Source organism: Pantoea sp. OVA07A (assembly GCF_019969975.1).
Taxonomy (GTDB): domain Bacteria; phylum Pseudomonadota; class Gammaproteobacteria; order Enterobacterales; family Enterobacteriaceae; genus Pantoea; species Pantoea agglomerans.
On the sequence record NZ_JAHXYM010000001.1, the window covers coordinates 1020465 to 1043941 of the forward strand.

A 23477-nucleotide genomic window follows, 5' to 3' on the forward strand; every position below is an offset into this window, starting at 1 on the left:
ATCCTTATGAAACTGTGGTTGCCCGGCATCATCACCCTGCTGATTGCCTTTCACGCCCAGGCTGAAAATTATCGGGTTGTCTACTCCCCCAGCCTGGCGCTGGAGGTCTATATCGATAATGTGGTGAGTAAAGCGCCTGACGACTGGTGCAAAGAGACGCTGCCACTGCGCATCGTCTCCGGCAAAAGTAAGGATTCGGCGGTGCTGACCACCTTTTTACCGCGCGTCGGCACCCTGCTCGCTAATCAGTGCGGATTACTGGACGAGCTGCCCTGGCAGATGACCAGTAAAGAGGGTGGCGTACTGGCCAGCGGCAGCGCCAGTAAGCTGCAGAACTGGCGTCCTATCGTGATGGCAGATGCCACCGCCAGCGCCAGTGAGAGTAATGCTGCACCGCTTGACCTGTCTCGGCCCGCCAACAGCACGCCGCTGCAACATTTTGATCTCCCCAGCGGCTGCCATTTTCGCACCGCCTGGGATGAAAATGCCCAGACCCTGTTTATCCCGGATGTCAGCAAGCAGCAGTGCTCACCTGATGGCTGGGCAGAAGGCAAAAGTGAGCTGATGCTGGCGACCCCTGACTACCCAACGCCGGTGGCAGTCACCTTTTATCAGGGCTATCCCATCGCCAATCTGACGATCCCGGACAGCAAGCTGGAGGTTATCGCCGCGAACAATCAGCGCATGATTGTGACACGCCCGGATGCGAATGATAGCTGGCTGGTGCTGCCCTTTGATGCCAAACAACATGCCTGGCGCTTCAATGGTGCCCTGTTGATAAAGATGGATAAGAATGCTGCGCAGCAGGATGCTGACGCTGTGAAATCGCGAGTTGATACGTTGCGCAGCCACTGGGCGCCCTATTTCATGCCACAGCAAAAAGTGAATGTGTTACTCATCGACACCCTGCACGCGGATCTGGTTGATCCTGCCATTGGTGCCTGGCGTAACATCAATTAATTACCGCGCAGCCTGGCGAGCAGGCCGTGTACAGAGAGTTCACTATGTCGGCAAATGATAATCCGAAAACCGTTCCGAATGCCCTGCCTGACGGATACCGTTTCAATGAGTTTGAGATCAAGGAAGTGATCGGAGGCGGCGGCTTCGGCATCGTCTATCGCGCGTGGGATCACCAGCTTGAACGCACTATTGCAATCAAAGAGTACATGCCGGTGTCGCTGGCAGTCCGTGCCGCCGACTTAACGCTGGAGCTGCGCGGTGAGCGTTTCCAGAAGCTGTTTAATGCCGGGCTCACCAGCTTTATTCAGGAAGCGCGTCTGCTGGCCCGCTTTAACCATCCGGGACTGCTGCACGTGCTGCGCTTCTGGGAGCAGAACGGCACAGCCTATATGGGCACGCTCTACTACAGTGGTATGACGCTGAAAGAGTGGCAGGTAACCAGCCCGGCGTCGATCACTGAAGCCTGGATCCGCCGCCTGCTGCCGCCGCTGTTGGGTGCCATCAGCACCATCCATCAGGCCGGCTATCTGCATCGCGATATCTCGCTCGACAATATTCAGATTCAGGAGAACCAGCTGCCGGTTCTGCTCGATTTTGGCTCGGCGCGCAAGGAGATTGGCAACCTCTCTGACGAAACGGAAATCATGCTTAAACCTGGCTTTGCGCCGATTGAGCAGTACAGCGAAGAGGGTGAAGTTGAACAGGGGCCGTGGACCGATATCTACGCCCTGGGCGCGGTGCTGCATAACCTGATTACCGGTAATCCGCCGCCGGTCAGCGTGGTGCGCTGCATTGAAGATAATTATCAGCCGCTGGTGGAACGCCAGCCAGAAGGCTACTCACTGCCGCTGCTGCATGCCATTGACTGCGCGCTGGCAATGAAGCCAGGCGATCGCCCACAAACGATTGATGCCTTTGCCGCGTTGATTGATCTGCCGGTCAGTGATGTGGAAGCGGTGGTAAACAGCTTCCCGGTGCCGGGCGAGCCGCCTGCTCTGCCGGTCGAGGAGCCGGTTGAGGCTTCTGCGCCGGTGGTAATGGCGATGAATCATGCCGCCGCGTCCGCCGAGCCGGTGACGCCGCGCACGGTGCGTAAACTGTCGCCTGGATTGCTGGGCCTGGCTGCCGTGGCTATTCTGGCCGTGGTTGTCGCCATCTGGCTGGCGAATCGCCACAGTGCCACACCGGAAGTGGTTAACAATAGCTCAGCCATGACGCAGGCGCCCGCATCGATTCCGTCAGCCGCTGCCGTTCCGGCCGCGCTGGCGACCGTCTATCTTAAGCTGGAGAGCGGTGAAAGTGTGGTGCTTAACGGACAGCCGGTTGAGGTAAAACCGGGCAGCAGCGGATTTGCCGCACTGAATCTGGCGGCGGGACAGTACAAAATTGACGTTAAGAATGGCAGTGAGACGCACACACAATCCCTGACCATCGATAAACCCGGTACCTGGCTGATTAATCCGGGTAACTAAGCCCGGTAACCCGCAGCCGGATCGTAAAAGGGCGCGACACTGTCGCGCCCTTTTACTCTGCTTATGCCCCGGTTCAGGCCTGCTTCAGACAGGCTTGCTGAAGTGTTCGCACCTGATGGGCCAGCCGGCTCAGACTCTCCTCCTCCATGCCGCGCCGGGTCAGCTCCTCTTCCAGAGCAAACAGATATTGCGCATTCGAGCCCAGCGGGCCACTGGCCGCAGCAATCAATGGCGCAATCGCCTCCGGGCAGGAGTCCGATTCATACAGCGGATGACGCGGATCCATAATAAAGGTCAGCGCAGTGACGCTGCGACCATCCTCCAGCTGTAATTCACACCAGGTTGGAAGATAGCAGCCGGTGATCATCTCACGCTTCCACAGCAGCGCCAGCTCTTCATGCAGCCGCTCTTCCGGCAGACGAAACGCCAGACCCGTGGTTCTGCCGCCCTGCTTCAGCGCCAGCATGCGACCGGGATGCGTGGCGGTGCCACGTCCGGCAATCAGCCGCAGGCAGAAAGCACGGTGCCAGCCCTCCAGCGAACCGGACGCCACTTCATCCGCCTCAAAAATCGGGTTCCACATCAGCGAGCCGTAACCAAAGATCCATACCGGGCTGTGATCGGGACGACAGGCCAGCGTGGCTGCCAGCGAGGCCGCGCGCTGCTCGCAACTCCAGAGCAACGCCTCTTCGATATCCCCGAACGACGTTTTACAATCCGCTTTTAATAGAAATTCCCGGGTAAGCAATGCGACCTCCTCAACATCAACGGCGTCCTGCAGAATGGCTCCTGTAACATGATCTCCAAAACGGCGCTGCGTTTCGTTCATCAAATTGACATTAATCTATTTCCGCGCGGGGTTACAAGCGTGATTCCGGTCGCAGGTTAAAAAAAACCAGATAAACCTTATAGCGAAGATGAAAAAAAGGGCCAGATAATCCTGGCCCTTTGGCGTGAACAGGCTAGCGACGGCGTTAACGTTTAGGATGCCACTTATCGTCATCACCTTTCTCATACTCTTTTTTTACGGCTGCCCAGGCGACTTTGTGCGCCACCTCTTCCCGCGAATCAACGCCGCGTCGATCCTTAGCCTCTTTATATTCTTCCCACGCGCTGTTAAATGCCTGCTGATAGATATCCTGCGCATGCGCGGGAAGCACGTGTTTTACGTTGTCAGGTAAGTCGGTTCGTTTAGAGTAAGGCATAACAGCTCCTCAGTTTATGGATTCCTGTTAAGCCTGGCGCAACACAACAAAAATACAAACAGCCACTTATCTCCCCTTCAAATTAAAAATCAGAAACAGGCCACACAAGTTACAATGATAAGCAGATTTTCCGGCATTCTACGGTCAGATAGATGGGTAAAGAGAAATTGTTGTGGCCTGATTAATATTGCAATATTTGAGATAACTTCAGGTTAATACCGCTTCGACCATTTATTGCATTTAAGTAAAAAGCAGTAAATTTTTCCCGTTCGGACCGGTGAAAAGATAAACTGCGCCCTGCCCTAAAACTGATTATATTTCTAACAGCAGCACTCGCTGTGTCCGGATAATCATTAACCAGAGAGGATGGTGAATGCCTTCACATGAAAAAACACGTCACAAGGAATTCTCGCTGATACTTCCCCTTATCACGCTGGGTATACTCTATTTTTTTGGTGCAACCACATCATTTCCGATTGTAGTCGGTATCAACTTAGTGGCGCTGGTTGCCATTCTGAGCAGCGCCTTTAGCGTTGTACGGCATGCCGACGTGCTGGCGCACCGGCTGGGCGAGCCCTATGGCTCTCTGATCCTGAGTCTGTCCGTGGTGATTCTGGAGGTGAGCCTGATCTCGGCGCTGATGGCGACCGGCGATGCCGCACCCGGGCTGATGCGCGATACGCTCTATTCGATCGTAATGATTGTTACCGGTGGACTGGTTGGCTTTGCGCTGCTGCTGGGCGGTAATAAGTTTGCGACGCAATACGTGAATCTGGCGGGCGTGAAGCAATATTTAATCGCTATCTTTCCCCTGGCGATTCTGGTGCTGGTGTTTCCCAACGCCCTGCCGGGTGGAAATTTCTCTGTTACTCAGGCACTGCTGATCGCGGCGATTTCAGCGGCGATGTATGGCGTGTTCCTGCTGATTCAGACCAAAACCCACCAGAGCCTGTTTGTCTATGAGCATGAAGATGAGAGCGATGATGGCGACCCGCATCATGGTAAACCGTCTGCCCACAGCAGCTTCTGGCATACCAGCTGGCTGATCGTGCATCTGATTGCGGTCATTGCCGTGACCAAGATGAATGCTAATACGCTGGAAAGCCTGCTGACGGATCTGAATGCACCGGCACAGTTTACCGGTTTCCTGGTGGCCCTGCTGATCCTCTCACCGGAAGGCCTGGGGGCGATCAGGGCCGTGCTGATGAATCAGGTGCAGCGCGCCATGAACCTCTTCTTTGGTTCAGTGCTGGCGACCATCTCACTCACGGTACCGGCGGTAACCATTATCGCCACCCTGACCGGACAGGAGCTGATATTTGGTCTGGAGCCGCCACAGATGGTGATTATGATGGCGTCGCTGATTCTCTGTCAGCTCTCCTTCTCGACCGGACGCACAAATGTACTGAATGGAGCCGCGCATCTGGCGTTGTTTATCGGTTATCTGATGACCATCATGCTGTAACGTCACCCGTCTTCAGGCGAAAAAAAAGAGCGAATCATCGCTCTTTTTTTTGCAGCAAACTTATTTGCTGGTATCGAGTTCCGGGAAGCTTTTCACCAGATCGTCAATCGCTTTCATCTGCACCAGGAATGGCTCCAGCTTATCCAGCGGCAACGCGGACGGGCCGTCACACAGGGCGTGTTCAGGATCCGGGTGCGCTTCGATAAACAGACCGGCAATGCCGACCGCCATACCGGCACGCGCCAGCTCAGCCACCTGAGCACGACGACCGCCTGATGCTGCGCCAAACGGATCGCGCGTCTGCAGCGCATGGGTGACATCGAAAATCACCGGGCTGTTTTTGGTGACTTTCTTCATCACGTTAAAGCCGAGCATGTCGACAACCAGATTGTCGTAGCCGAAATTGCTGCCGCGATCGCACAGGATGACCTGCTCGTTGCCACCTTCAGCGAACTTATCAACGATGTTGCCCATCTGACCCGGGCTGACGAACTGGGGTTTCTTGACGTTGATCACCGCGCCGGTTTTCGCCATCGCTTCCACCAGGTCAGTCTGACGCGCCAGAAACGCGGGCAGCTGGATCACATCAACCACTTCAGAGACCGGCTGCGCCTGGGACGCTTCATGCACATCCGTGATAATTTTGACGCCGAAAGCCTGCTTCAGCTCCTGGAAAATCTTCATCCCCTCTTCCAGGCCTGGGCCACGATAGGAGTGAATAGAGGAGCGGTTCGCTTTATCAAATGACGCTTTGAATACGTAAGGAATACCAAGCTTACTGGTGACGGTAACGTAGTGTTCGCAGATGCGCATCGCCAGGTCGCGCGACTCCAGTACGTTCATCCCGCCAAACAGCACAAATGGCAGATCGTTTGCAACTTTGATATCGCCAATACTCACGACTTTCTGTGTCATGCCCTTTCCTTTTCAGTGGGTCCGCTTAGTGCAGCGTGACCTGTTTTTGTTCGATTGCGTGAATCTGAACTTTGATCATTTCGCTGACCGGGTCTTCAGGACACTGCTCAACGAAGTACGTTAAATCATTCAGGGCGATATGTTCGCACTCCAGCTGCGCGTAGATCAAACCGCGATCGCGGATTTCGTAGGGATCGTCAGGATCGATACGTAACAGCACCTGACTGACGTTCAGCGCCAACTCCATCTTCTTCTCTTCCATCAACGCCGCTTTCAGCGTGTCGAGCATCTTGCGCATCACGGTGACGGTTTTGGCTTCGTCGAGATCGTCGTCATACAGACGCGCTGTCGGGCTGATATTGCCTTTGAGCCACACTTCCAGCGTGTGCCGGTCAAGCGTTTCCCCATTAAACGGGTTGATCATCCACTTATCGCCATCAATCCAGTCGGCGCGCAGAATCAGCTGCGTCGGGAAGATCACCGGCATCAGCGGCAGTTCCAGCTCGGCGGCGATGTGCAGCAGGATAACGCCCAGTGACACCGCCGTGCCCCGACGGGTCTTCAGCACATTATCGATCCAGAGGGCATCAGAAAGATTGTAGACGCCACTGGCACCGCAAAATCCCCACTGACGATAGAACAGCTCCAGCAGCTTTTCGAGCTGCATGTCAGCATCTTCGGTATGGCTGACATAGTCACGTGCTTCAGCGACTAACGCCGCAAGTTGTGCTTCCACCGACAACGCCGGGAAATCGGCGCGGATGGCAAGCGTGGCACCAATCACCGCTTCACACAGCGGTGTCTGGCTGAAATCTAATTGTTCGGTCGAGGTCATGCTATCCCCATAACGGCATTTTGGTCAGCGCCAGCTTAATGATGGCCACCAGGGCGATTAACGCTACCAGAAAAGCGATCCAGCGGGTGCGATCAGTGCGTGGACGGCGACTCAATGCCACAAATCCTAAGGCGATGTAGATGATAACCGCTAAAAGCTTCTCCGTCAGCCAGCTTCCTTGCGGTGTGAAGGGATAGAAGTGGGTAATCATCACCAGCGAGACGCCGGTCAGCAGTAACAGGGTGTCGTTAGCATGCGGCAGGATGCGCACCCAGCGTTTCGTCATCATTGCCGATCCACGGCGCAGCCAGTAAAACCGCAACAGGAACAGCGTCACGGTAAGCACCACCGTTAAGATGTGCAGATTTTTAATCAGGGGATAAAAGGCGAACATCATGAATCCTTTTCAAAGCGCTTTTATGAAGGGAGCTGACCTAAGGTCACACGCGGATTGCCACCGTAATCATCGACGGTTTCCACGGCATGATAGCCTTTTTGCCGCATCAGCGTGGCCACCGCCTCGCCCTGCTGCCAGCCATGTTCCAGCAGCAGCCAGCCACCCGGCAGCAGCCACGTGGGTGCCTGCTCGATCAGCGTGCGCAGATCCGCCAGTCCCGCTTCATCCGCCACCAGCGCGCTGCGCGGTTCAAAACGCACATCGCCCTGCTCCAGATGAACATCGCTGGCATCTATATAGGGTGGGTTGCTGACAATGAGGGTAAAGCGCTGTGGCGTCAGCGCCTGGAACCAGTGACTGAGCAGAAAGGTGGTATTGGTGAGGCTGAGCTGCTGCGCATTACTGCTTGCCAGTTCAACGGCGGCTTCAATGCGATCCACGCCGGTGACCTGACAATCGGGACGCTCGCTGGCCAGCGCCAGCGCAATCGCTCCGGTGCCGGTGCCCATGTCCAGAATGGTTGCCGGTGTCGCAGGCAGATGTGCCAGCGCCTGTTCAACCAGCAGTTCGGTATCCGGGCGCGGGATCAGCGTGGCGTCATTGACGCGCAATGGCAGCGACCAGAACTCGCGCTCGCCCACCAGATGCGCCACCGGCTCACCGCGGGCGCGACGCGCCAGCAGGCTATCCAGCTGCGTCAGCTGTTCGTCGCTGAGCACCGTTTCATCAAAGGCGATTAACCAGCTACGTGATTTGCCGGTCACAAAACCTAACAGGATCTCTGCGTCACGCTTCGGACTGTCACCACCGCACAGCGTGGCGACCGCCTGTTTCAGCCAGTGACGAATATCCATTAATCCTGACCAGCCAGCGCCGCCAGCTGATCGGCCTGGTACTCCTGAACAATCGGCTCAATCAGGCTGTCGAGTTTTCCTTCCATCACTTCATCCAGACGGTAGATGGTCAGGTTGATCCGGTGATCGGTCACGCGGCCCTGCGGGAAGTTGTAGGTGCGGTTACGGTCAGAACGATCGCCGCTGCCCAGCAGGTTGCGTCGGGTACTGGCTTCGGCGGCGTGACGGCGGGCCATCTCTGCAGCATGAATACGCGAGCCCAGCACCGCCAGCGCTTTGGCTTTGTTTTTATGCTGTGAACGTTCGTCCTGACACTCCACCACGATACCGGTTGGCAGGTGGGTAATACGAATAGCAGAGTCGGTGGTGTTAACGTGCTGACCGCCTGCGCCGGATGAGCGGAAAGTATCGATCTTCAGATCGCCCGCATTGATTTCCGGCAGTTCCGCTTCCGGGATTTCCGGCATCACGGCAACGGTACAGGCTGAGGTATGAATGCGGCCCTGGGATTCGGTCTCCGGCACGCGCTGCACGCGATGGCCGCCTGACTCAAACTTCAGGCGTCCATAGGCACCTTCGCCGGTGACGCGGGCAATCACTTCTTTGTAACCGCCATGCTCGCCTTCGTTGGCGCTGATGATCTCCACGCGCCAGCGACGCGCTTCGGCATAGCGGCTGTACATGCGGAAGAGATCGCCGGCGAAAATCGCCGCTTCATCGCCGCCGGTTCCGGCGCGCACTTCGATAAAACAGGCGCGCTCATCATCCGGATCTTTCGGCAGCAACAGAACCTGCAACTGCTGCTCCAGCACGTCACTCTTCTCACGCGCTTCCTGTAACTCTTCCTGCGCCATGTCACGCATTTCAGGATCGTCGAGCATCTGCTGCGCGGTTTCGATATCTTCCTGCACCTGCTGCCAGTCGCGGAAGCAACGGGTCACATCGGTCAGCTGAGCATATTCGCGTGACAGCGCACGGAAACGCTCCTGATCGGCGATCACGCCTGCATCGCCCAGCATCGCTTCCACTTCTTCGTGGCGCTCCTGCAGGGCTTCCAGTTTGGCAACTATAGAGGTTTTCATTTAAATGTGGGATTCCCGTAACAGGTGGCGACAGCGGTGTGCCTAATCGAGACCCAGGCTGTCGCGTAAAATCTGCAGGCGTTCATTATCGCCGTCGCGGGCGGCCTGCTGAAGTGATTTGGTTGGAGCGTGTATTAAACGGTTGGTCAGCTTGTGCGCCAGTTCCTGCATGACTTTCTGCGGATCGGCACCCTGCTGCAGCGCCTGCAGCGCACGGCCTTCCAGCTCAGCGCGGATCTCTTCCGCCTGAGAACGATATTCACGGATCGTATTCACCGCGCCCTGTGAGCGCAGCCACGCCATGAATTCGCTGCTTTCCTGAACCACGATGCTTTCGGCCTGAACCGCGGCCGCTTTGCGCTGCGCCAGGTTCTGCTCGATGATCGCCTGCAGGTCATCCACGCTGTAGAGATAGGCGTTAGGCAGGTCGCCCACTTCCGGCTCTACGTCGCGCGGAACTGCAATGTCGACCAGCAGCATTGGCTTGTTACGTCGCGCTTTCAGCGCGCGCTCCATCATCCCCTTACCGATAATCGGTAGCGGACTGGAGGTTGACGAGATAATAATGTCGGCTTCTGCCAGACGGGCGTCGATCTCCGCCAGGGTAATCACCTCTGCACCCACTTCCGACGCCAGCGTTTCGGCGCGTTCGCGGGTACGGTTGGCGATGATCAGATTTTTGACCTGATGTTCACGCAGATGACGCGCCACCAGCTCAATGGTCTCACCTGCGCCAACCAGCAAGACATTGACGGAGGAGAGCGATTCGAAGATCTGACGGGCCAGCGTACAGGCGGCAAACGCCACCGACACCGCGTTGGCACCGATATCGGTTTCCGTACGCACGCGTTTGGCAACCGAGAAGGTTTTCTGGAACATGCGTTCCAGTTCACTGCTCAGCGCCTGACCGCGTGAGGAGTCGGCAAAGGCTTTTTTCACCTGACCGAGGATTTGCGGTTCGCCCAGCACCAGTGAGTCGAGTCCGCTGGCGACGCGCATCAGGTGGCTGACCGCCTCGTTATCCTGATGCCAGTAGAGGCTGTTTCGCACATCCTCTTCATCCAGCTGATGATAATTGCATAACCAGCTCACCAGACGCGCCTGTAAGTCGGCCTGCTGCTCTACACTCAGGTAGAGTTCAGTCCGGTTACAGGTGGACAACACCACGCCGCTCTGCACCATTGGCTGTGATAACAGGCTGTTTAACGCCTGCTCAAGCGTCTCCGGCCCGAACGAGACGCGTTCGCGCAGAGCAATGGGGGCTGTCTTGTGATTGATTCCGAGAGCGAGCAGCGTCATAGCGGTTTTGGTTGGGATGTCCCAATAATGTCAGGGTTTTGTGAGGCGCATTCTACAAGATGCGGCAGATCAAGAAAAGCCATACAAAGCCTATGACTGTAATAAGATTAACCCGATCGTGCTCAATTTGCTGCATAACAGCATTGACGGTTAAAACCGGGACGGTTAGCGTTATCCGTTACGAATAATAAATGTGTCCGAGGAGATGACCACTTGATGCTTAATTCACCACGCAATCTGTTGCGCCTTTTGCCCCTTGCCAGCGTGCTGCTGGCAGCCTGTAGCGTCAACAAACCGCAAGGCCCGGGCCCCAGCGTTACCGCGCCACAGTGGCAACAGCATCAGCAGGCGGTCTCAAAGGTCACGCACTATCAGACCCGCGGCGCCTTTGCCTATCTTTCTGACAAGCAGAAAGTCTATGCCCGCTTCAACTGGCAGCAGACCGCGCCCGATCGCTATCGCCTGCTGCTGACCAATCCGCTGGGCAGCACCGAACTGCAGCTGGATGCGCAGGGCTCGGTGGTACAGATCGTCGATAACAAAGGCAAGCGTTATGTCAGCAACGATGCGCAGAAAATGATTTCGCAGCTGACCGGCATGAACATTCCGCTGGCGAATCTGCGCCAGTGGATGATGGGTCTGCCAGGCGATGCCACCGACTATCAGCTCAACGAGAGCTATCAGCTGAGCAGCCTGAACTACAGCCGCGACGGTCAGAACTGGCAGGTCACTATTGCGGGCTACGACAGCAAAGTCACCCCGCCGCTGCCTTCGAGCCTGGAGCTGAAAGAGGGTGACCAGCGGATTAAACTGCGTATGGACGGCTGGACCGTTCAATGATCACCCACTGGCCTGCCCCGGCAAAACTGAATCTTTTTCTCTACATCACCGGCCGTCGTCCCGACGGCTATCACAACCTGCAGACGCTGTTTCAGTTTCTTGATTACGGTGACCAGTTGCAGATTACTGTCGATCAAAGCGGCTCGATTACACTGTTAACGCCCGTGGCAGGCGTTGCGGATGCGGATAACCTGATTGTCCGCGCCGCAAACATGCTGAAACAGGCGGCGCAGGATAACCACCGCCTGTCCGCTCACGCGGGCGCGCAGATTGCCGTTGAGAAAAACCTGCCCATGGGTGGCGGTCTCGGTGGCGGCTCCTCTGATGCGGCAACCGTGCTGGTGGCGCTGAATCATCTGTGGCAAACCGGCTTCACGCCGGATGAGCTGGCGGCGATGGGCGTGAAGCTGGGCGCGGATGTGCCGGTGTTTGTCCAGGGCTTCGCGGCCTTCGCCCAGGGTGTGGGTGAACAACTTCATCCCGCAGAGCCGGAAGAAAAGTGGTATCTTGTCGCCCATCCCGGCGTGAATATCAGCACCCCAGTAGTATTCAACGACCCCGAACTGACGCGAGATACTCCATCGCGCAGTTTATCGACGCTTTTAGCATCACCCTTCACCAATGATTGTGAAGCAGTGGTAAGAAAACGTTTTCGTGAGGTTGATGAGCTTGTTTCCTGGCTGCTAGAATACGCGCCGTCACGCCTGACTGGCACGGGCGCTTGTGTGTTTGCTGAGTTCGACACCGAGTCTGCTGCCCGCCAGGTGCTGGAGCTTGCCCCGAATGGGGTACGCGCATTTGTAGCCCGGGGCGTAAATGTTTCGCCGCTACAGCGTACCCTGCGAGGCGATTAGCGAATGCGTGACAGTGTCACCACGTTCCGGACACTGCACGTTTCGCATCAACACACCCGTGTGAACGCACATGACCGTACGCGCCGGTTACAGTCATGCCGTTCATTCTCTGGACGCAAAGCCTGAGGTTCTTCTCGTGCCTGATATGAAGCTATTTGCTGGTAACGCCACCCCGGAACTAGCACAACGTATTGCCAACCGCCTTTACACCAGCCTGGGAGACGCCGCTGTAGGACGTTTCAGTGATGGTGAAGTGAGCGTACAGATCAACGAAAATGTACGCGGTGGTGATATTTTCATCATCCAGTCCACCTGTGCCCCCACCAACGATAATCTGATGGAACTGGTTGTGATGGTCGACGCGCTGCGTCGTGCTTCTGCTGGTCGTATTACCGCAGTCATCCCCTACTTTGGTTATGCCCGTCAGGATCGCCGCGTGCGTTCCGCGCGTGTACCTATCACCGCTAAAGTAGTGGCAGACTTCCTTTCCAGCGTCGGTGTTGACCGTGTTCTGACGGTTGACCTGCACGCCGAGCAGATCCAGGGCTTCTTCGACGTCCCGGTTGATAACGTATTTGGCAGTCCGATCCTGCTGGAAGATATGATGCAGATCGGTCTGGAAAACCCGATTGTTGTTTCTCCCGATATTGGTGGCGTAGTACGTGCCCGTGCTATCGCTAAACTGCTGAACGACACTGATATGGCCATCATCGATAAACGCCGCCCTCGCGCGAACGTTTCTCAGGTGATGCACATCATTGGTGACGTTGCTGGCCGCGACTGCGTGCTGGTCGACGACATGATCGACACCGGCGGCACGCTGTGCAAAGCGGCTGAAGCGCTGAAAGAGCGTGGTGCTAAACGCGTATTTGCTTACGCGACCCACCCGATCTTCTCCGGCAATGCGGTTGAAAACCTGCGTAAATCTGTGCTCGACCAGGTAATCGTCTGCGATACCATCCCACTCTCTCAGGAGATTAAGTCACTGCCGAATGTGCGCACGCTGACCTTATCTGGCATGCTGGCCGAAGCCATTCGCCGCATCAGTAACGAAGAGTCAATCTCGGCAATGTTCGAGCATTAATCTTCGCGGAACCGGGCCCTGTGCCCGGTTTTTTTATGCCTGCCGGGCGCCCGATTAACGCGCTTCTTTTTCTGATATTTTCGCGATAAATTTCCCCAAAATCGCCTGTTTTCAACGCCACCCACTCTTTTGATAAAACGCCGCGTTCCCCGCTTCTGCCCTGTGCCGTTAAGTGGTAATTTGCAGCGCACTTTTCATAAGAACCCTGACCGCCATGAGCCTGGATATCTATACGTTATTTGTTTGCGAGCTTTATGTGCTGGGGTTTCTGAGCATCATCATGTTTTTTGCCTGGATCGGATCGCAATATGATCGCGTTCTCGGCTTCACCTGCCTGTCGCTGGTTTTTACCCTGATTGCCGTATTCTTAAGTAGCCTGCGCAGCAGTGGCCTGCATTTCCTGCCCGTTGCAGTGGGTAACGTTTTAGTGATGCTGGCTTACGGCGGATTGTTAAATGCGTTCCGGCGCTTCTGCGGCAAGCCCATCGGCACTCACTGGCTGTTGGGCGCCCTGCTCTGGGCACTCCTCTGCTGTTTCCCGGCATTCTATTACAGCTTACCCAAACGGGTGCTGGTGCTCTGCATCGCCTGCATCGCCTATACCGCCGCACTGATCCAGCTGGTCTGGCTGGCGCGTGCCACGCTAAAGGTGACCTTCTGGCCTGCGCAGTTGCTGCTGTGGATCCATCTGCTGTTTCACCTGGCTCGCCTGTTTCTGGACAGCGCGATTCCCAGCACGCTGCCTGGCGCCATTGGCGGATCAAACTTCTCGATTTACGTCATCCTGGAATCGATTCTGTTTGTCATCGGTCTGACATTTACTATCCTGGCCATGGTGAATGAACGGATGCAGTCAGTCTTAAAACATGCCTCAATGCACGATCCTCTGACCAGCGTCTGGAATCGTCGGGCTTTATTTAATGAAGCAGAGAAGATTGTGGTGCGATGCCGTCGTCAGAACCGGCCGTTTAGCGCGATTCTGTTCGATCTGGATCATTTTAAGAGCATTAATGATCGGTATGGTCATCAACAGGGCGACCAGATATTGATTCACTTTTGCGACATCGTCAGAGGATTGATACCGGCTGAGGGGCGTTTTGCGCGACTGGGTGGAGAGGAGTTTGCGGCAATAATTCCGGCGGCGGCAACAGAGGCAGAGGCCTGGTGCGAGACGATTCGGCGGGAGGTCTGTGCGTCACAACCCAATTCAATTGCCTATTCGGTCAGCATTGGGTTTGCCACGGTCACACATCAGCAGCAGGGTTTTGACGATTTACTCGCACTGGCGGATAAAGCGCTCTATCACGCCAAGGCCAGCGGCCGGAACCGCATCGCGCAGCATCCGGTCACTGCTGGCATCAGTTAATGGTGAGAATTGTGCGACCGGCGACAACGTTTGTCATAGTGACGATGCCAGTAATAACGATCTTCAACCTTTTCACGACCACTCAGACCCGCCCCGACCAGCCACATCATTGCACCAACAAAGATGCCTAAGATTGCGCCCTGCGCCAGCGCATCTGGCAGATCAAGCGAGGGAAGCTGGTTCATAATTGAGAAACCCACGCCCAGCACCATTGTGACTAATCCCAGTACCATCAAGCTGTTACCCGCTACGCGGCAGTGTTGATGTTTCATGCTGCACCTCCATCCATATGAGTCAATAACCGCACACAATGTTAAGTGCCATAAGCTTAGGCAATGGGTGAAGATAACGTTGCGGACTGGATCACACATCAGCCATAAATAATTAACTGGCCCTGATTGCAGCCTGTTGATTTCGATAGAAAATGATTAATCACCGTCATGAACCATTTCGATGCTTGTACTTTGTCATCTCGCCCGTGGCGAAGTAAACTAACGCCCTTTCGCGATAACAGCAGGATAATCATTGTGAGCAGCATTAAACTGATTGTGGGCCTAGCCAATCCAGGCGCTGAATATGCCGCCACGCGCCACAATGCGGGTGCCTGGTATCTGGATTTACTGGCTGAGCGCCACAATCAGTCACTGAAAGAGGAAGGCAAATTCTATGGCTATACCGCGCGCCTTGCGATAGCCGGAGAGGATGTGCGCCTGCTGGTGCCGACCACCTTTATGAACCTGAGCGGGAAAGCCGTGGCGGCGATGGCGACCTTTTATCGCATCGCGCCAGAAGAGATCCTGGTGGCGCATGATGAACTCGATCTGCCACCCGGCGTGGCGAAGTTCAAGCAGGGCGGCGGGCATGGCGGCCATAACGGGCTGAAAGATATCATCAGCAAAATGGGCAACAACAACAATTTCCATCGGCTGCGCATCGGTATCGGACATCCCGGCGATCGCAACAAGGTGACCGGATTTGTGCTGGGCAAGCCGCCCGCCAGTGAGCAGAAGCTGATTGATGATGCCATTGATGAGGCGGCGCGCTGCACCGAACTGTGGCTGAAAGAGGATCGTATCAAGGCGATGAACCGGCTGCACGCCTTCAAGCCTGCTTAAACGCCCGAATCGTCGTGATTCCGTGTATAATGCGCGAAATTTTTCAATTCGTCTCCGACAGTCCGCCTTCTGGCGCACTGTCCATCCAGTTATAAAGGGTATCAAACCATGGGATTCAAATGCGGTATCGTGGGCCTGCCGAACGTCGGTAAATCCACTCTGTTTAACGCGCTGACTAAAGCGGGCATCGAAGCGGCTAACTTCCCCTTCTGCACCATTGAGCCAAACACGGGCGTGGTGCCGATGCCTGACCTGCGTCTCGACCAGCTTTCTGAGATTGTTAAGCCGCAGCGCGTGGTGCCGACTACCATGGAATTCGTCGATATCGCCGGTCTGGTAAAAGGCGCGTCAAAAGGTGAAGGTCTGGGCAACCAGTTCCTGACCAACATCCGTGAAACCGAAGCGATCGGCCACGTGGTGCGCTGCTTTGAAAACGACAACATCATCCACGTGGCGGGTAAAGTGAACCCGGCTGAAGATATTGATGTGATCAACACCGAGCTGGCGCTGTCCGATCTTGAAACCTGTGAACGCGCGATTCAGCGCGTGCAGAAGAAAGCCAAAGGCGGCGACAAAGATGCTAAGGCTGAGCTGGCTGCGCTGGAGAAGTGTCTGCCGCATCTTTCTGAAGCGGGCATGCTGCGTTCACTGAATCTGGATGAGGACGACAAAGCGGCAATCCGCTATCTGAGCTTCCTGACTCTGAAACCTACCATGTACATAGCTAACGTCAATGAAGATGGTTTCGAGAACAACCCGTACCTGGATCAGGTGCGCGCTATCGCCGAAGCGGAAGGTTCAGTCGTGGTGCCAGTGTGCGCCGCCGTTGAGTCGGACATTGCTGAGCTGGAAGATGAAGACCGTGACGAGTTCATGGCAGAGCTGGGACTGGAAGAGCCAGGCCTGAACCGCGTTATCCGCGCCGGTTACTCCCTGCTGAACCTGCAGACCTACTTCACTGCTGGCGTAAAAGAAGTACGTGCCTGGACCATCCCGGTTGGCGCGACAGCTCCGCAGGCAGCCGGTAAAATCCACACTGACTTCGAGAAAGGCTTTATCCGCGCCCAGACCATCGCGTTTGAAGATTTCATCGCTTATAAAGGCGAGCAAGGTGCTAAAGAAGCCGGCAAGATGCGTTCAGAAGGTAAAGAGTACATCGTGAAAGATGGCGATGTGATGAACTTCCTGTTCAACGTCTGATTAAAGATTGTTGTCTCATGGGGGTTACATCAAAACCATGAAGTCTGACAGACTCCCTAAAATCCACGCCATGGCGTGGATTTTTTATTATGCGGTCGGGGTAAAATTCAGGCGGACACGTCCTTCCCATTAGCCGTGCTGCAAAACACTTTCAGATCGACCCCGCCCGAGGCTTATCAGGCGGAGCCTTAAGACGTTATTGCACCAGGTTATGCTGCAGGGAATATTTCACGATATGGGCATTATTGGTAAATTTCATTCGCTTCATCATGCGTGATTTATAGGTGCTGACGGTTTTATTACTGATGGAGAGCGCATCGGCTATCGCATTAATCGACTCCCCGTGGGCCAGCATGATCATGATTTGCCGTTCGCGCATCGTCAGGCTCTCATGAGGCGCACGATTATTGCTCTGGTAGTCGGAGAAGATAATCTCCTGTGCCAGATCGTGATCGATATAGCGTGATCCCTGCGCCACGGTACGAATCGCTTTGAGTAAAACATCCGGCGACTTGTCTTTGGTGATATAGCCCAGCGCACCATTATTTAACACCCGCCGGGTAATTTGCGGTTCGTTGTACATACTCAATACCAGAATGCGCAGCCGGGGATATAGAGGCATCAGGCGGGTAATCAGATCTTCTCCGCTCATGCCAGGCATCGAAATATCGAGTAGCAGCAGATCGACTTCGTGCTGACGCAGGCGCTCCAGCACCTGGCCGCTATCCGATGCTTCGCATACCACGTCGATATTGTCATCAAGAGCAAAAATTTGCTTCAGGCCCTCGCGCATAATGGCATGATCGTCGGCAATCATCAGACGTATGCATTTACTCATCGGTTAATACTCCCGGTTTTCGGACAGGATGCGACTGATTTAGCGCTTACAGAGAGGGGGAATTTCAGTTTAACCCGGGTCCCTTTACCAGGTGTACTATCGATGGTCGCTTCTCCATTTAGCATGCGTCCTCGCTCCCTGATGCCGTGCAGCCCACACGTCCCTTTCTTCACTCGATTCAGATGAAAACCTTTACCGTTATCGACAACTTCGATGAGCAGCGCATCCGGCGTGAGTTTGACGAAGATATAAACATTGCTGGCTCTGGCATGGCGGACGACATTGGTGAGAGACTCCTGTACCACGCGAAACGCCGCCGTCAGCGTCGCTTCATCCAGCACCACGGTATGTTCATCAGGTGCCAGTAAAATGCAGCGGATTCCATTGTTTTTTATAAACTGATCGCGCAACCATTCCAGCGCCGGAATTAAACCAAGATTGAGAACGTTAGGCCGCAGGCGGGTCGAGACATCCCGTACCACCTGAATCGTGCTGTCCAGATGCACCATCAGCTGCTGAATTTTTGCCTGCTGCGCATCGACAGGCTGATCTTTACGCATCGCCAGCAGCGACAACCCTGTACGCAGAGCGGTTAAATGCTGGCCCAGCTCGTCATGAATATCACGCGCCAGCTGTTTTTTTTCCGCTTCCCGCGCCCGCTCGAGATTATGAGTTAACTGCCGCAACTCCTCTTCGGTCTTGCGGATTGCAGTGATATCGCGCCCAACCGCCAGCACGCTAACCAGCCCGCCCTGTAAATCATATTCCGGCACGCAGCGCACATGCAGGGTGCGTTTATCACCCTGATGCTTTACCACCAGCTCATCTTCGGCCACTTTCTCATCAACCATCGTGCGTGAGACCAGCTTAAACAGGCTCAGTCCAATCCCCCCGCGCTGCACGCTTTCAGTCAGCGGCACCCGACTGATATCGTTTTCGCTAAGAGTAAACCAGCTGCGGACCGCCAGGTTGGCATAGAGGCAGCGGGTCTGCAAATCAAACCGTAAAATGAGGTCGGGAGAATTTTCCACTACCTGATGCAGCTGTTTTTCCCGAAGTTGCTGCTGCTCTTTTTGCCGGCGAATTTCATGCATATCGCGCACAATGCATAAGATATGCAGCTCACCATCCTGGTGATATCCGCTACAACTCACTTCTACGGGAAAAACGTTATGCCGGCCGGTATGATGTGAAGTGAATTGTATCCCTTCAGGGCGGGTACTGAGTTTCCACCACAGGGCAAAAACATCATTGTCGCGCAGTTCTTTATCAATGATGTCAAAGCTGAGCTGCGAAAATGCCTCGCGGGAATATCCCGTCAACTGGCAAGCCTTTTCATTGACATATTTGATATGCAGCTGGCTGTCTATCAAATATATCGCATCATGAATTTTGTTTAAGGCAATATTTGATAAACCGGTGATAGTAGTTTTGTCATTGTCATTCTGGTCAGATACACCCTGTAAAAGCATTATTCCCTCCACGGATTTATCAAGCCGCAGAGAATAACGTTCCGACGGCATGATAGTCATAACCCGCTAAATATTAACGAGCTGATAAGCTTAGCAGTTAAATTGCCATTTTTCGCAGGCCCATATTCAGGCGTAAATTCTCCCCTTTAATGTTTCCCGCACGCGTGAGAGCCGAGAGCGCACGGTGCCTACCGGGATTTCTAACTGCTGAGCGATATCCTGATAGCTGCCCTCCTCCTCCACAAGGATAGACAGCATCACCCTGACGTCTTTCGGTAAAATTTCGAGGGATGCCAGCGTATGACTCAGTAATTGCCTGTTTTCCGTCAGATCGCTGGGATCATTATCCAGCAGCAGATCGGCGATAACTTCATCATTAAGATTATCAAACAGATAGTGGATCTGTTTTGATTTGTAGTAGTTGCGAATCAAATTAACTGCGATGCCAAATACCCACGTTTCCGGACGGGATGCGCCGCGAAACTTATGGCGATTACACAACACTTCCAGACAGGTCATTTGCAGGATGTCATCAGCATCTTCATGGCTGGCAATACGTTTTCGAATGAAATTTAACAGCTTCTTATTATGCGTAACGAAGATCTCATCCCAGTTTACGTTAATTGCTAAGGGTGACTCTGCGACAGCGGATACGAGCGTTGAATTAATCATTTTCTTATCTCTCTCATTAGTAGCAATTGATTTCGTTACATAGCAAGAGATATGCCATCTGCTGCTCAACAAATAAGCTGCTGTTTATGAAAACAATTAATTCTCCATACAGAATTATCTGAGACAGTTTTTACCCTTCCTTATCGATGAATAATGCAAAAAATTGCACTGATTTCCGGATGAAATTATTTCCACTTTTTTTTACCGCTTTTTTCGGAACCGGTAAGCGTTATTTGACACAGAAAGAGAGTAATAACCATTGAGGATGGCTGGCGATGCTCAAAATACAACATGCGATACCGGCGCTGGCGCACTCGCTAAAAGCTCTGCATAAAAACACGCCACAGACAGCAGGTAAAAACGACGTGCCGGATAATGTCCGCGCGCGGGAAACGTCACTGAATGACGCGATGGAAGAAATGGGCGCCGCGTTGAGTGAAAAGATGGAACGCAGGCAAAAGGCTCAGGACCGCCGTAATGCGTCACGGAACCAGCAGCGTGGCAAGCATGCGCTCAGCAAAGTCGGAGAGTTGAATGCACTATTTTCCCTACTCGACGGCGGCGATGAACAACAAACGCTGGAGCAGATGGCGTGGCTACGTGCCGCCCTGCGCCAGAATCCGCCGCCGGATAGCGACACACTTCTGGAAAAGACCGGCGGCGATCCGGCGCGCACCGCCCTGCTACTGCGTGTGATCGGCGAACAGGCACAGGATAAAGGCGACGGGGAACTGGCCGGGCTGGCCGGGGCCCAACTGGATAAGCTACAGCAGACCCACGGCCAGACCATTCGTGCAGGCAACAACACGGCGTCAGCCATCGCCGGGTATACCCGCGATCCGCAGCGTAAACAGTCGTTGCGCAACCTCTATTACGACGGCATCGTCCACCAGCAGTCCGCAACCAGGATGCTGGATATGCTGCTGGAGCTGATCGGCTCGCGTAATCTGATCCCGACGCTGCGTACTCTGCAGCGCGCGCTGGCGGATGATATCGCCGCACTTGCCCCCTCAATCAGCGTTATTACCCTCGGACGTATCCACCGCGGACTGCGCGATGCTGCCGGGATAAGCCAGACGCTGAGCGACAGCACTGCCTTTTTGCAGCGTATGCGCAGCAAACTGCCCAGTGTTGCCATGAACAGCCTGACTCTGGCACGCCGGATGTTGCAAATCAGCCATAACGGCGCTTATCAGAGTGATTTTACCGGGCTGGCAGACGAGATTGTCGGCCAGAACAGGCAACATCTGCCGCTCTTTTTTAGTTCGCTTTTTCCGCTCCTGCACGGCGTGCCAGCCTCGCTGTGGCCCGCTCAGGAAAATCGTGACAACGCGTTAAAACTGCTGCGCGGCATGATTACGGACGTCACTAAAACTGAGCAGCAACAGCAATGCCGCAACCGGAACGCTGCGTCGTGAGGCAACAAAGATGAATACCCTGTTTCAGATATTGAATCGAATCGCGATCAGCGCCATGCAACGCTCCGAAGTGGTCGGTGCGGCTTTTGCCATGGCGCTGGTGTTTATGCTTATTATTCCCTTACCGCTGCCATTAATTGATGCGCTGATAGCGGTGAATATCTGCCTGTCATCTCTGCTGGTCGTGCTGGCCATGTATCTGCCTAAGCCGCTGGCGTTCTCAACCTTTCCCGCCGTGCTGCTGCTCACCACCATGTTCCGCCTGGCACTCTCTATCTCCACCACCCGCCAGATCTTAATTCAGCAGGATGCGGGCCATGTGGTGGCGGCTTTCGGTAACTTTGTGGTGGGCGGCAACCTTGCGGTAGGGATGGTGATGTTCCTGATCCTGACCGTGGTGAACTTCCTGGTCATTACCAAAGGTTCCGAAAGGGTAGCCGAAGTGGCTGCGCGTTTTACCCTTGATGCAATGCCAGGTAAGCAGATGTCCATCGACAGCGATCTGCGCGCCGGACTGATTGATGGGGTACAGGCCAGAAACCGGCGTAATGAACTGGCAAAAGAGAGTCAGTTATTCGGGGCGATGGATGGCGCGATGAAGTTTGTTAAAGGTGACGCTATCGCCGGGCTGGTGATTGTCGTGATTAACCTGATTGGCGGCATCAGTATTGGCGTGCTGCAGCTGGGCATGCCTGCTGGCGAAGCGATGCATATCTACTCGATTCTGACCATCGGTGACGGACTGATTGCACAGATCCCTGCGCTGCTGATCTCGCTGACCGCCGGGATGCTGATTACCCGCGTCTCGTCCGACAATGAGCAGACGGCTGACAATAATATCGGCCGCGAGATTGCCGAGCAGTTAACCAGCCAGCCGAAAGCCTGGCTGCTCTCCTCAATGGGGATGGTGGGCTTTGCCCTGCTGCCAGGTATGCCAACGGCAATTTTTCTGCTGCTGGCCGCGCTGACGATGATTAGCGGCGGTTTTCAGATCTGGCGTGTCAGAAAGACCCTGAGCCTTGCGCAGCCGCAAATGGAAAATGAGGTCATTCCCCCTGAGCTGAACGGCAAGGAGGATTTACGTCAGTTCAACCCAACACGACCTTATCTGATCAATTTCTCGTCCTCATGGCGCGGCCATCCGGAGATGCTGGAGCTGGTGCAGGATATTCGCCGCCTGCGTAACCGTATCGTTTACCACTTCGGCTTTACCCTGCCAGCGTTCGATATCGAGTTTCTCGACCAGCAGACGGAAGATGAGTTTCGCTTCTCGGTTTATGAAATCCCGAAAGTAAAAGGGACATTTAACGTGTCGCATCGGGCGGTGAAACGCCGCTGGCTGGACGAGATCGCGTCAGCCGACAGGGAAAGCGTGGCAGAGGGCGACGAGCAGCGTCAGGAAGGCGATCTTATCTGGCTGGCGGCGGATCATCCGCTGCTGCAAAACGAAGAGGTCGAGCGCTGGACGGCGCGCGAAATCCTGGTAAAGCGCATGGAGAACGCTATTCACGCCAGCAGCCCGCATTTTATTGGTCTGCAGGAAACTCGCGCGCTGGTGAGCTGGCTGGAATCAGAGCAGCCGGAGCTGTCGCAGGAGTTACAGCGCGTGATGCCCCTCTCACGTTTCTCCAGCGTCCTGCAAAAACTGGTTTCAGAACGCATTCCGCTGCGATCGGTTCGGGCAATTGCCGAAGCGCTGATCGAGCATGGGCAGCATGAGCGCGACATCTGGCTGCTGACCGACCAGGTGCGCATCTCGTTAAAAAATCATCTCTGTTACCAGTATGCCCGTCCGGACGGCCTGCATGTCTGGCTGCTGACACCGGAACTGGAAGAACAGTTGCGTGACTCGCTTCGTCAGACTCAAAACGATCTGTTCTTTGCGCTAACCCATGAGCAGATCAGCGCCATTCTCCCGCTCATCGCCAACGCATTCCCGGTTGACACCCCGGAAAGCGCGGTGCTGCTGGTCGCCCAGGATTTGCGCAGCCCGATGCGCGGGCTTATTCAGGAAGAGTTCCACTATGTGCCGGTGCTCTCGTTTGCAGAGCTGCAACCCAATCTCGCAGTAAATGTGCTGGGCCGTATAGAGCTCGATCCGGCCGCTTACTCACTTACCACGTGGGAGAGTTAA

At 54.9% G+C, this 23477-nt stretch carries 23 protein-coding genes; 11 read left to right on the forward strand and 12 right to left on the reverse strand.

The features are described 5' to 3' along the window. Nucleotides 1-6: 6 nt before the first annotated feature. Both LC417_RS04855 and LC417_RS04860 read left to right on the forward strand, forming a co-directional pair. Nucleotides 7-960, forward strand: coding sequence for a hypothetical protein (locus LC417_RS04855; protein WP_223565549.1), 954 nt, complete (start codon nucleotides 7-9; stop codon nucleotides 958-960). A gap of 44 nt (nucleotides 961-1004) precedes the next feature. Then, nucleotides 1005-2432: a serine/threonine-protein kinase gene (locus LC417_RS04860; protein WP_052271723.1), complete on the forward strand. Its 1428-nt coding sequence runs from the start codon at nucleotides 1005-1007 to the stop codon at nucleotides 2430-2432. A gap of 73 nt (nucleotides 2433-2505) precedes the next feature. Here LC417_RS04860 and LC417_RS04865 read toward each other — a convergent pair whose 3' ends face one another. Together LC417_RS04865 and chaB are read right to left on the reverse strand one after the other, a co-directional pair. Further along, entirely contained in the window at nucleotides 2506-3180 is a 675-nt protein-coding gene (locus tag LC417_RS04865) for a gamma-glutamylcyclotransferase (RefSeq protein ID WP_164480396.1), read from the reverse strand. A 226-nt stretch (nucleotides 3181-3406) separates the two neighbouring features. Continuing rightward, complete coding sequence (gene chaB / locus LC417_RS04870; protein ID WP_223565550.1) at nucleotides 3407-3637, reverse strand: putative cation transport regulator ChaB; 231 nt, start codon at nucleotides 3635-3637, stop codon at nucleotides 3407-3409. Nucleotides 3638-4010: 373 nt separating this feature from the next. On the opposite strand from chaB, the gene chaA reads away from it, so the two are divergent. Further along, nucleotides 4011-5102, forward strand: a complete 1092-nt coding sequence (chaA, locus tag LC417_RS04875; protein ID WP_010669990.1) for a sodium-potassium/proton antiporter ChaA — start codon at nucleotides 4011-4013, stop codon at nucleotides 5100-5102. A gap of 60 nt (nucleotides 5103-5162) precedes the next feature. Here the strand turns inward: chaA and kdsA are convergent, their stop codons facing one another. From kdsA to hemA, 6 genes are read right to left on the reverse strand one after another with little or no spacing between them, the layout of a single operon-like run. After that, nucleotides 5163-6017: a 3-deoxy-8-phosphooctulonate synthase gene (kdsA, locus tag LC417_RS04880; protein WP_010669989.1), complete on the reverse strand. Its 855-nt coding sequence runs from the start codon at nucleotides 6015-6017 to the stop codon at nucleotides 5163-5165. 25 nt (nucleotides 6018-6042) lie between these two features. After that, nucleotides 6043-6852: an invasion regulator SirB1 gene (gene sirB1 / locus LC417_RS04885; protein WP_010669988.1), complete on the reverse strand. Its 810-nt coding sequence runs from the start codon at nucleotides 6850-6852 to the stop codon at nucleotides 6043-6045. Nucleotide 6853: 1 nt separating this feature from the next. Beyond that, entirely contained in the window at nucleotides 6854-7246 is a 393-nt protein-coding gene (locus LC417_RS04890; RefSeq protein ID WP_061901503.1) for a SirB2 family protein, read from the reverse strand. Between the two features lie 23 nt (nucleotides 7247-7269). Beyond that, nucleotides 7270-8103: a peptide chain release factor N(5)-glutamine methyltransferase gene (gene prmC / locus LC417_RS04895; RefSeq protein WP_223565551.1), complete on the reverse strand. Its 834-nt coding sequence runs from the start codon at nucleotides 8101-8103 to the stop codon at nucleotides 7270-7272. After that, nucleotides 8103-9185, reverse strand: a complete 1083-nt coding sequence (gene prfA / locus LC417_RS04900) for a peptide chain release factor 1 (protein WP_010245863.1) — start codon at nucleotides 9183-9185, stop codon at nucleotides 8103-8105. The genes prmC and prfA overlap by 1 nt, the downstream gene beginning before the upstream one ends. Nucleotides 9186-9227: 42 nt before the next feature. Beyond that, a complete protein-coding gene (hemA, locus tag LC417_RS04905; protein ID WP_010669985.1) occupies nucleotides 9228-10484 on the reverse strand; it encodes a glutamyl-tRNA reductase in 1257 nt (418 codons plus the stop codon). A gap of 216 nt (nucleotides 10485-10700) precedes the next feature. Here hemA and lolB point away from each other — a divergent pair, with 216 nt between their 5' ends. The 4 genes from lolB (at nucleotide 10701) to LC417_RS04925 (ending at nucleotide 14628) form a co-directional block, all read left to right on the forward strand. Next, nucleotides 10701-11324, forward strand: coding sequence for a lipoprotein insertase outer membrane protein LolB (lolB, locus tag LC417_RS04910; RefSeq protein ID WP_187484114.1), 624 nt, complete (start codon nucleotides 10701-10703; stop codon nucleotides 11322-11324). Next, nucleotides 11321-12178 (forward strand): 4-(cytidine 5'-diphospho)-2-C-methyl-D-erythritol kinase, encoded by an 858-nt coding sequence (ispE, locus tag LC417_RS04915; RefSeq protein ID WP_158149375.1) that lies wholly within the window; start codon nucleotides 11321-11323, stop codon nucleotides 12176-12178. The genes lolB and ispE overlap by 4 nt, the downstream gene beginning before the upstream one ends. Before the next feature lie 136 nt (nucleotides 12179-12314). After that, nucleotides 12315-13262, forward strand: a complete 948-nt coding sequence (gene prs, locus LC417_RS04920; protein WP_010245874.1) for a ribose-phosphate diphosphokinase — start codon at nucleotides 12315-12317, stop codon at nucleotides 13260-13262. Between the two features lie 214 nt (nucleotides 13263-13476). Continuing rightward, on the forward strand, nucleotides 13477-14628 hold the full coding sequence (locus LC417_RS04925) for a GGDEF domain-containing protein (protein WP_010245877.1): 1152 nt from the start codon (nucleotides 13477-13479) through the stop codon (nucleotides 14626-14628). On the opposite strand, the gene ychH is transcribed toward LC417_RS04925, so the two are convergent. Next, nucleotides 14625-14900 (reverse strand): stress-induced protein YchH, encoded by a 276-nt coding sequence (ychH, locus tag LC417_RS04930; RefSeq protein ID WP_010245880.1) that lies wholly within the window; start codon nucleotides 14898-14900, stop codon nucleotides 14625-14627. The genes LC417_RS04925 and ychH overlap by 4 nt on opposite strands. A gap of 255 nt (nucleotides 14901-15155) precedes the next feature. Here ychH and pth point away from each other — a divergent pair, with 255 nt between their 5' ends. Beyond that, nucleotides 15156-15743, forward strand: coding sequence for an aminoacyl-tRNA hydrolase (gene pth / locus LC417_RS04935; protein WP_062757497.1), 588 nt, complete (start codon nucleotides 15156-15158; stop codon nucleotides 15741-15743). Nucleotides 15744-15851: 108 nt separating this feature from the next. After that, a complete protein-coding gene (ychF, locus tag LC417_RS04940; protein ID WP_010245885.1) occupies nucleotides 15852-16943 on the forward strand; it encodes a redox-regulated ATPase YchF in 1092 nt (363 codons plus the stop codon). A gap of 196 nt (nucleotides 16944-17139) precedes the next feature. On the opposite strand, the gene LC417_RS04945 is transcribed toward ychF, so the two are convergent. The 3 genes from LC417_RS04945 to LC417_RS04955 form a co-directional block, all read right to left on the reverse strand. Further along, entirely contained in the window at nucleotides 17140-17781 is a 642-nt protein-coding gene (locus LC417_RS04945; protein WP_010245888.1) for a response regulator transcription factor, read from the reverse strand. Then, a complete protein-coding gene (locus LC417_RS04950) occupies nucleotides 17778-19313 on the reverse strand; it encodes a PAS domain S-box protein (protein WP_308116932.1) in 1536 nt (511 codons plus the stop codon). Before LC417_RS04950 ends, LC417_RS04945 begins: the two co-directional genes overlap by 4 nt. Nucleotides 19314-19379: 66 nt before the next feature. After that, nucleotides 19380-19925 (reverse strand): RNA polymerase sigma factor, encoded by a 546-nt coding sequence (locus tag LC417_RS04955; protein WP_223565724.1) that lies wholly within the window; start codon nucleotides 19923-19925, stop codon nucleotides 19380-19382. 275 nt (nucleotides 19926-20200) lie between these two features. Here LC417_RS04955 and sctW point away from each other — a divergent pair, with 275 nt between their 5' ends. Both sctW and sctV read left to right on the forward strand, forming a co-directional pair. Beyond that, a complete protein-coding gene (gene sctW, locus LC417_RS04960; RefSeq protein ID WP_223565552.1) occupies nucleotides 20201-21343 on the forward strand; it encodes a type III secretion system gatekeeper subunit SctW in 1143 nt (380 codons plus the stop codon). 10 nt (nucleotides 21344-21353) lie between these two features. Further along, nucleotides 21354-23477, forward strand: a complete 2124-nt coding sequence (gene sctV, locus LC417_RS04965; protein ID WP_187494497.1) for a type III secretion system export apparatus subunit SctV — start codon at nucleotides 21354-21356, stop codon at nucleotides 23475-23477.

Bases quoted from the DNA above. Each gene is read 5' to 3' on its own strand.
- LC417_RS04855 (WP_223565549.1), top strand. From the start codon at position 7: ATGAAACTGTGGTTGCCCGGCATCATCACCCTGCTGATTGCCTTTCAC.
- LC417_RS04860 (WP_052271723.1), top strand. From the start codon at position 1,005: ATGTCGGCAAATGATAATCCGAAAACCGTTCCGAATGCCCTGCCTGAC.
- chaB (WP_223565550.1), bottom strand. From the start codon at position 3,637: ATGCCTTACTCTAAACGAACCGACTTACCTGACAACGTAAAACACGTG.
- chaA (WP_010669990.1), top strand. From the start codon at position 4,011: ATGCCTTCACATGAAAAAACACGTCACAAGGAATTCTCGCTGATACTT.
- kdsA (WP_010669989.1), bottom strand. From the start codon at position 6,017: ATGACACAGAAAGTCGTGAGTATTGGCGATATCAAAGTTGCAAACGAT.
- sirB1 (WP_010669988.1), bottom strand. From the start codon at position 6,852: ATGACCTCGACCGAACAATTAGATTTCAGCCAGACACCGCTGTGTGAA.
- LC417_RS04890 (WP_061901503.1), bottom strand. From the start codon at position 7,246: ATGTTCGCCTTTTATCCCCTGATTAAAAATCTGCACATCTTAACGGTG.
- prmC (WP_223565551.1), bottom strand. From the start codon at position 8,103: ATGGATATTCGTCACTGGCTGAAACAGGCGGTCGCCACGCTGTGCGGT.
- prfA (WP_010245863.1), bottom strand. From the start codon at position 9,185: ATGAAAACCTCTATAGTTGCCAAACTGGAAGCCCTGCAGGAGCGCCAC.
- hemA (WP_010669985.1), bottom strand. From the start codon at position 10,484: ATGACGCTGCTCGCTCTCGGAATCAATCACAAGACAGCCCCCATTGCT.
- lolB (WP_187484114.1), top strand. From the start codon at position 10,701: ATGCTTAATTCACCACGCAATCTGTTGCGCCTTTTGCCCCTTGCCAGC.
- ispE (WP_158149375.1), top strand. From the start codon at position 11,321: ATGATCACCCACTGGCCTGCCCCGGCAAAACTGAATCTTTTTCTCTAC.
- LC417_RS04925 (WP_010245877.1), top strand. From the start codon at position 13,477: ATGAGCCTGGATATCTATACGTTATTTGTTTGCGAGCTTTATGTGCTG.
- ychH (WP_010245880.1), bottom strand. From the start codon at position 14,900: ATGAAACATCAACACTGCCGCGTAGCGGGTAACAGCTTGATGGTACTG.
- ychF (WP_010245885.1), top strand. From the start codon at position 15,852: ATGGGATTCAAATGCGGTATCGTGGGCCTGCCGAACGTCGGTAAATCC.
- LC417_RS04945 (WP_010245888.1), bottom strand. From the start codon at position 17,781: ATGAGTAAATGCATACGTCTGATGATTGCCGACGATCATGCCATTATG.
- LC417_RS04950 (WP_308116932.1), bottom strand. From the start codon at position 19,313: ATGACTATCATGCCGTCGGAACGTTATTCTCTGCGGCTTGATAAATCC.
- LC417_RS04955 (WP_223565724.1), bottom strand. From the start codon at position 19,925: ATGATTAATTCAACGCTCGTATCCGCTGTCGCAGAGTCACCCTTAGCA.
- sctW (WP_223565552.1), top strand. From the start codon at position 20,201: ATGCTCAAAATACAACATGCGATACCGGCGCTGGCGCACTCGCTAAAA.
- sctV (WP_187494497.1), top strand. From the start codon at position 21,354: ATGAATACCCTGTTTCAGATATTGAATCGAATCGCGATCAGCGCCATG.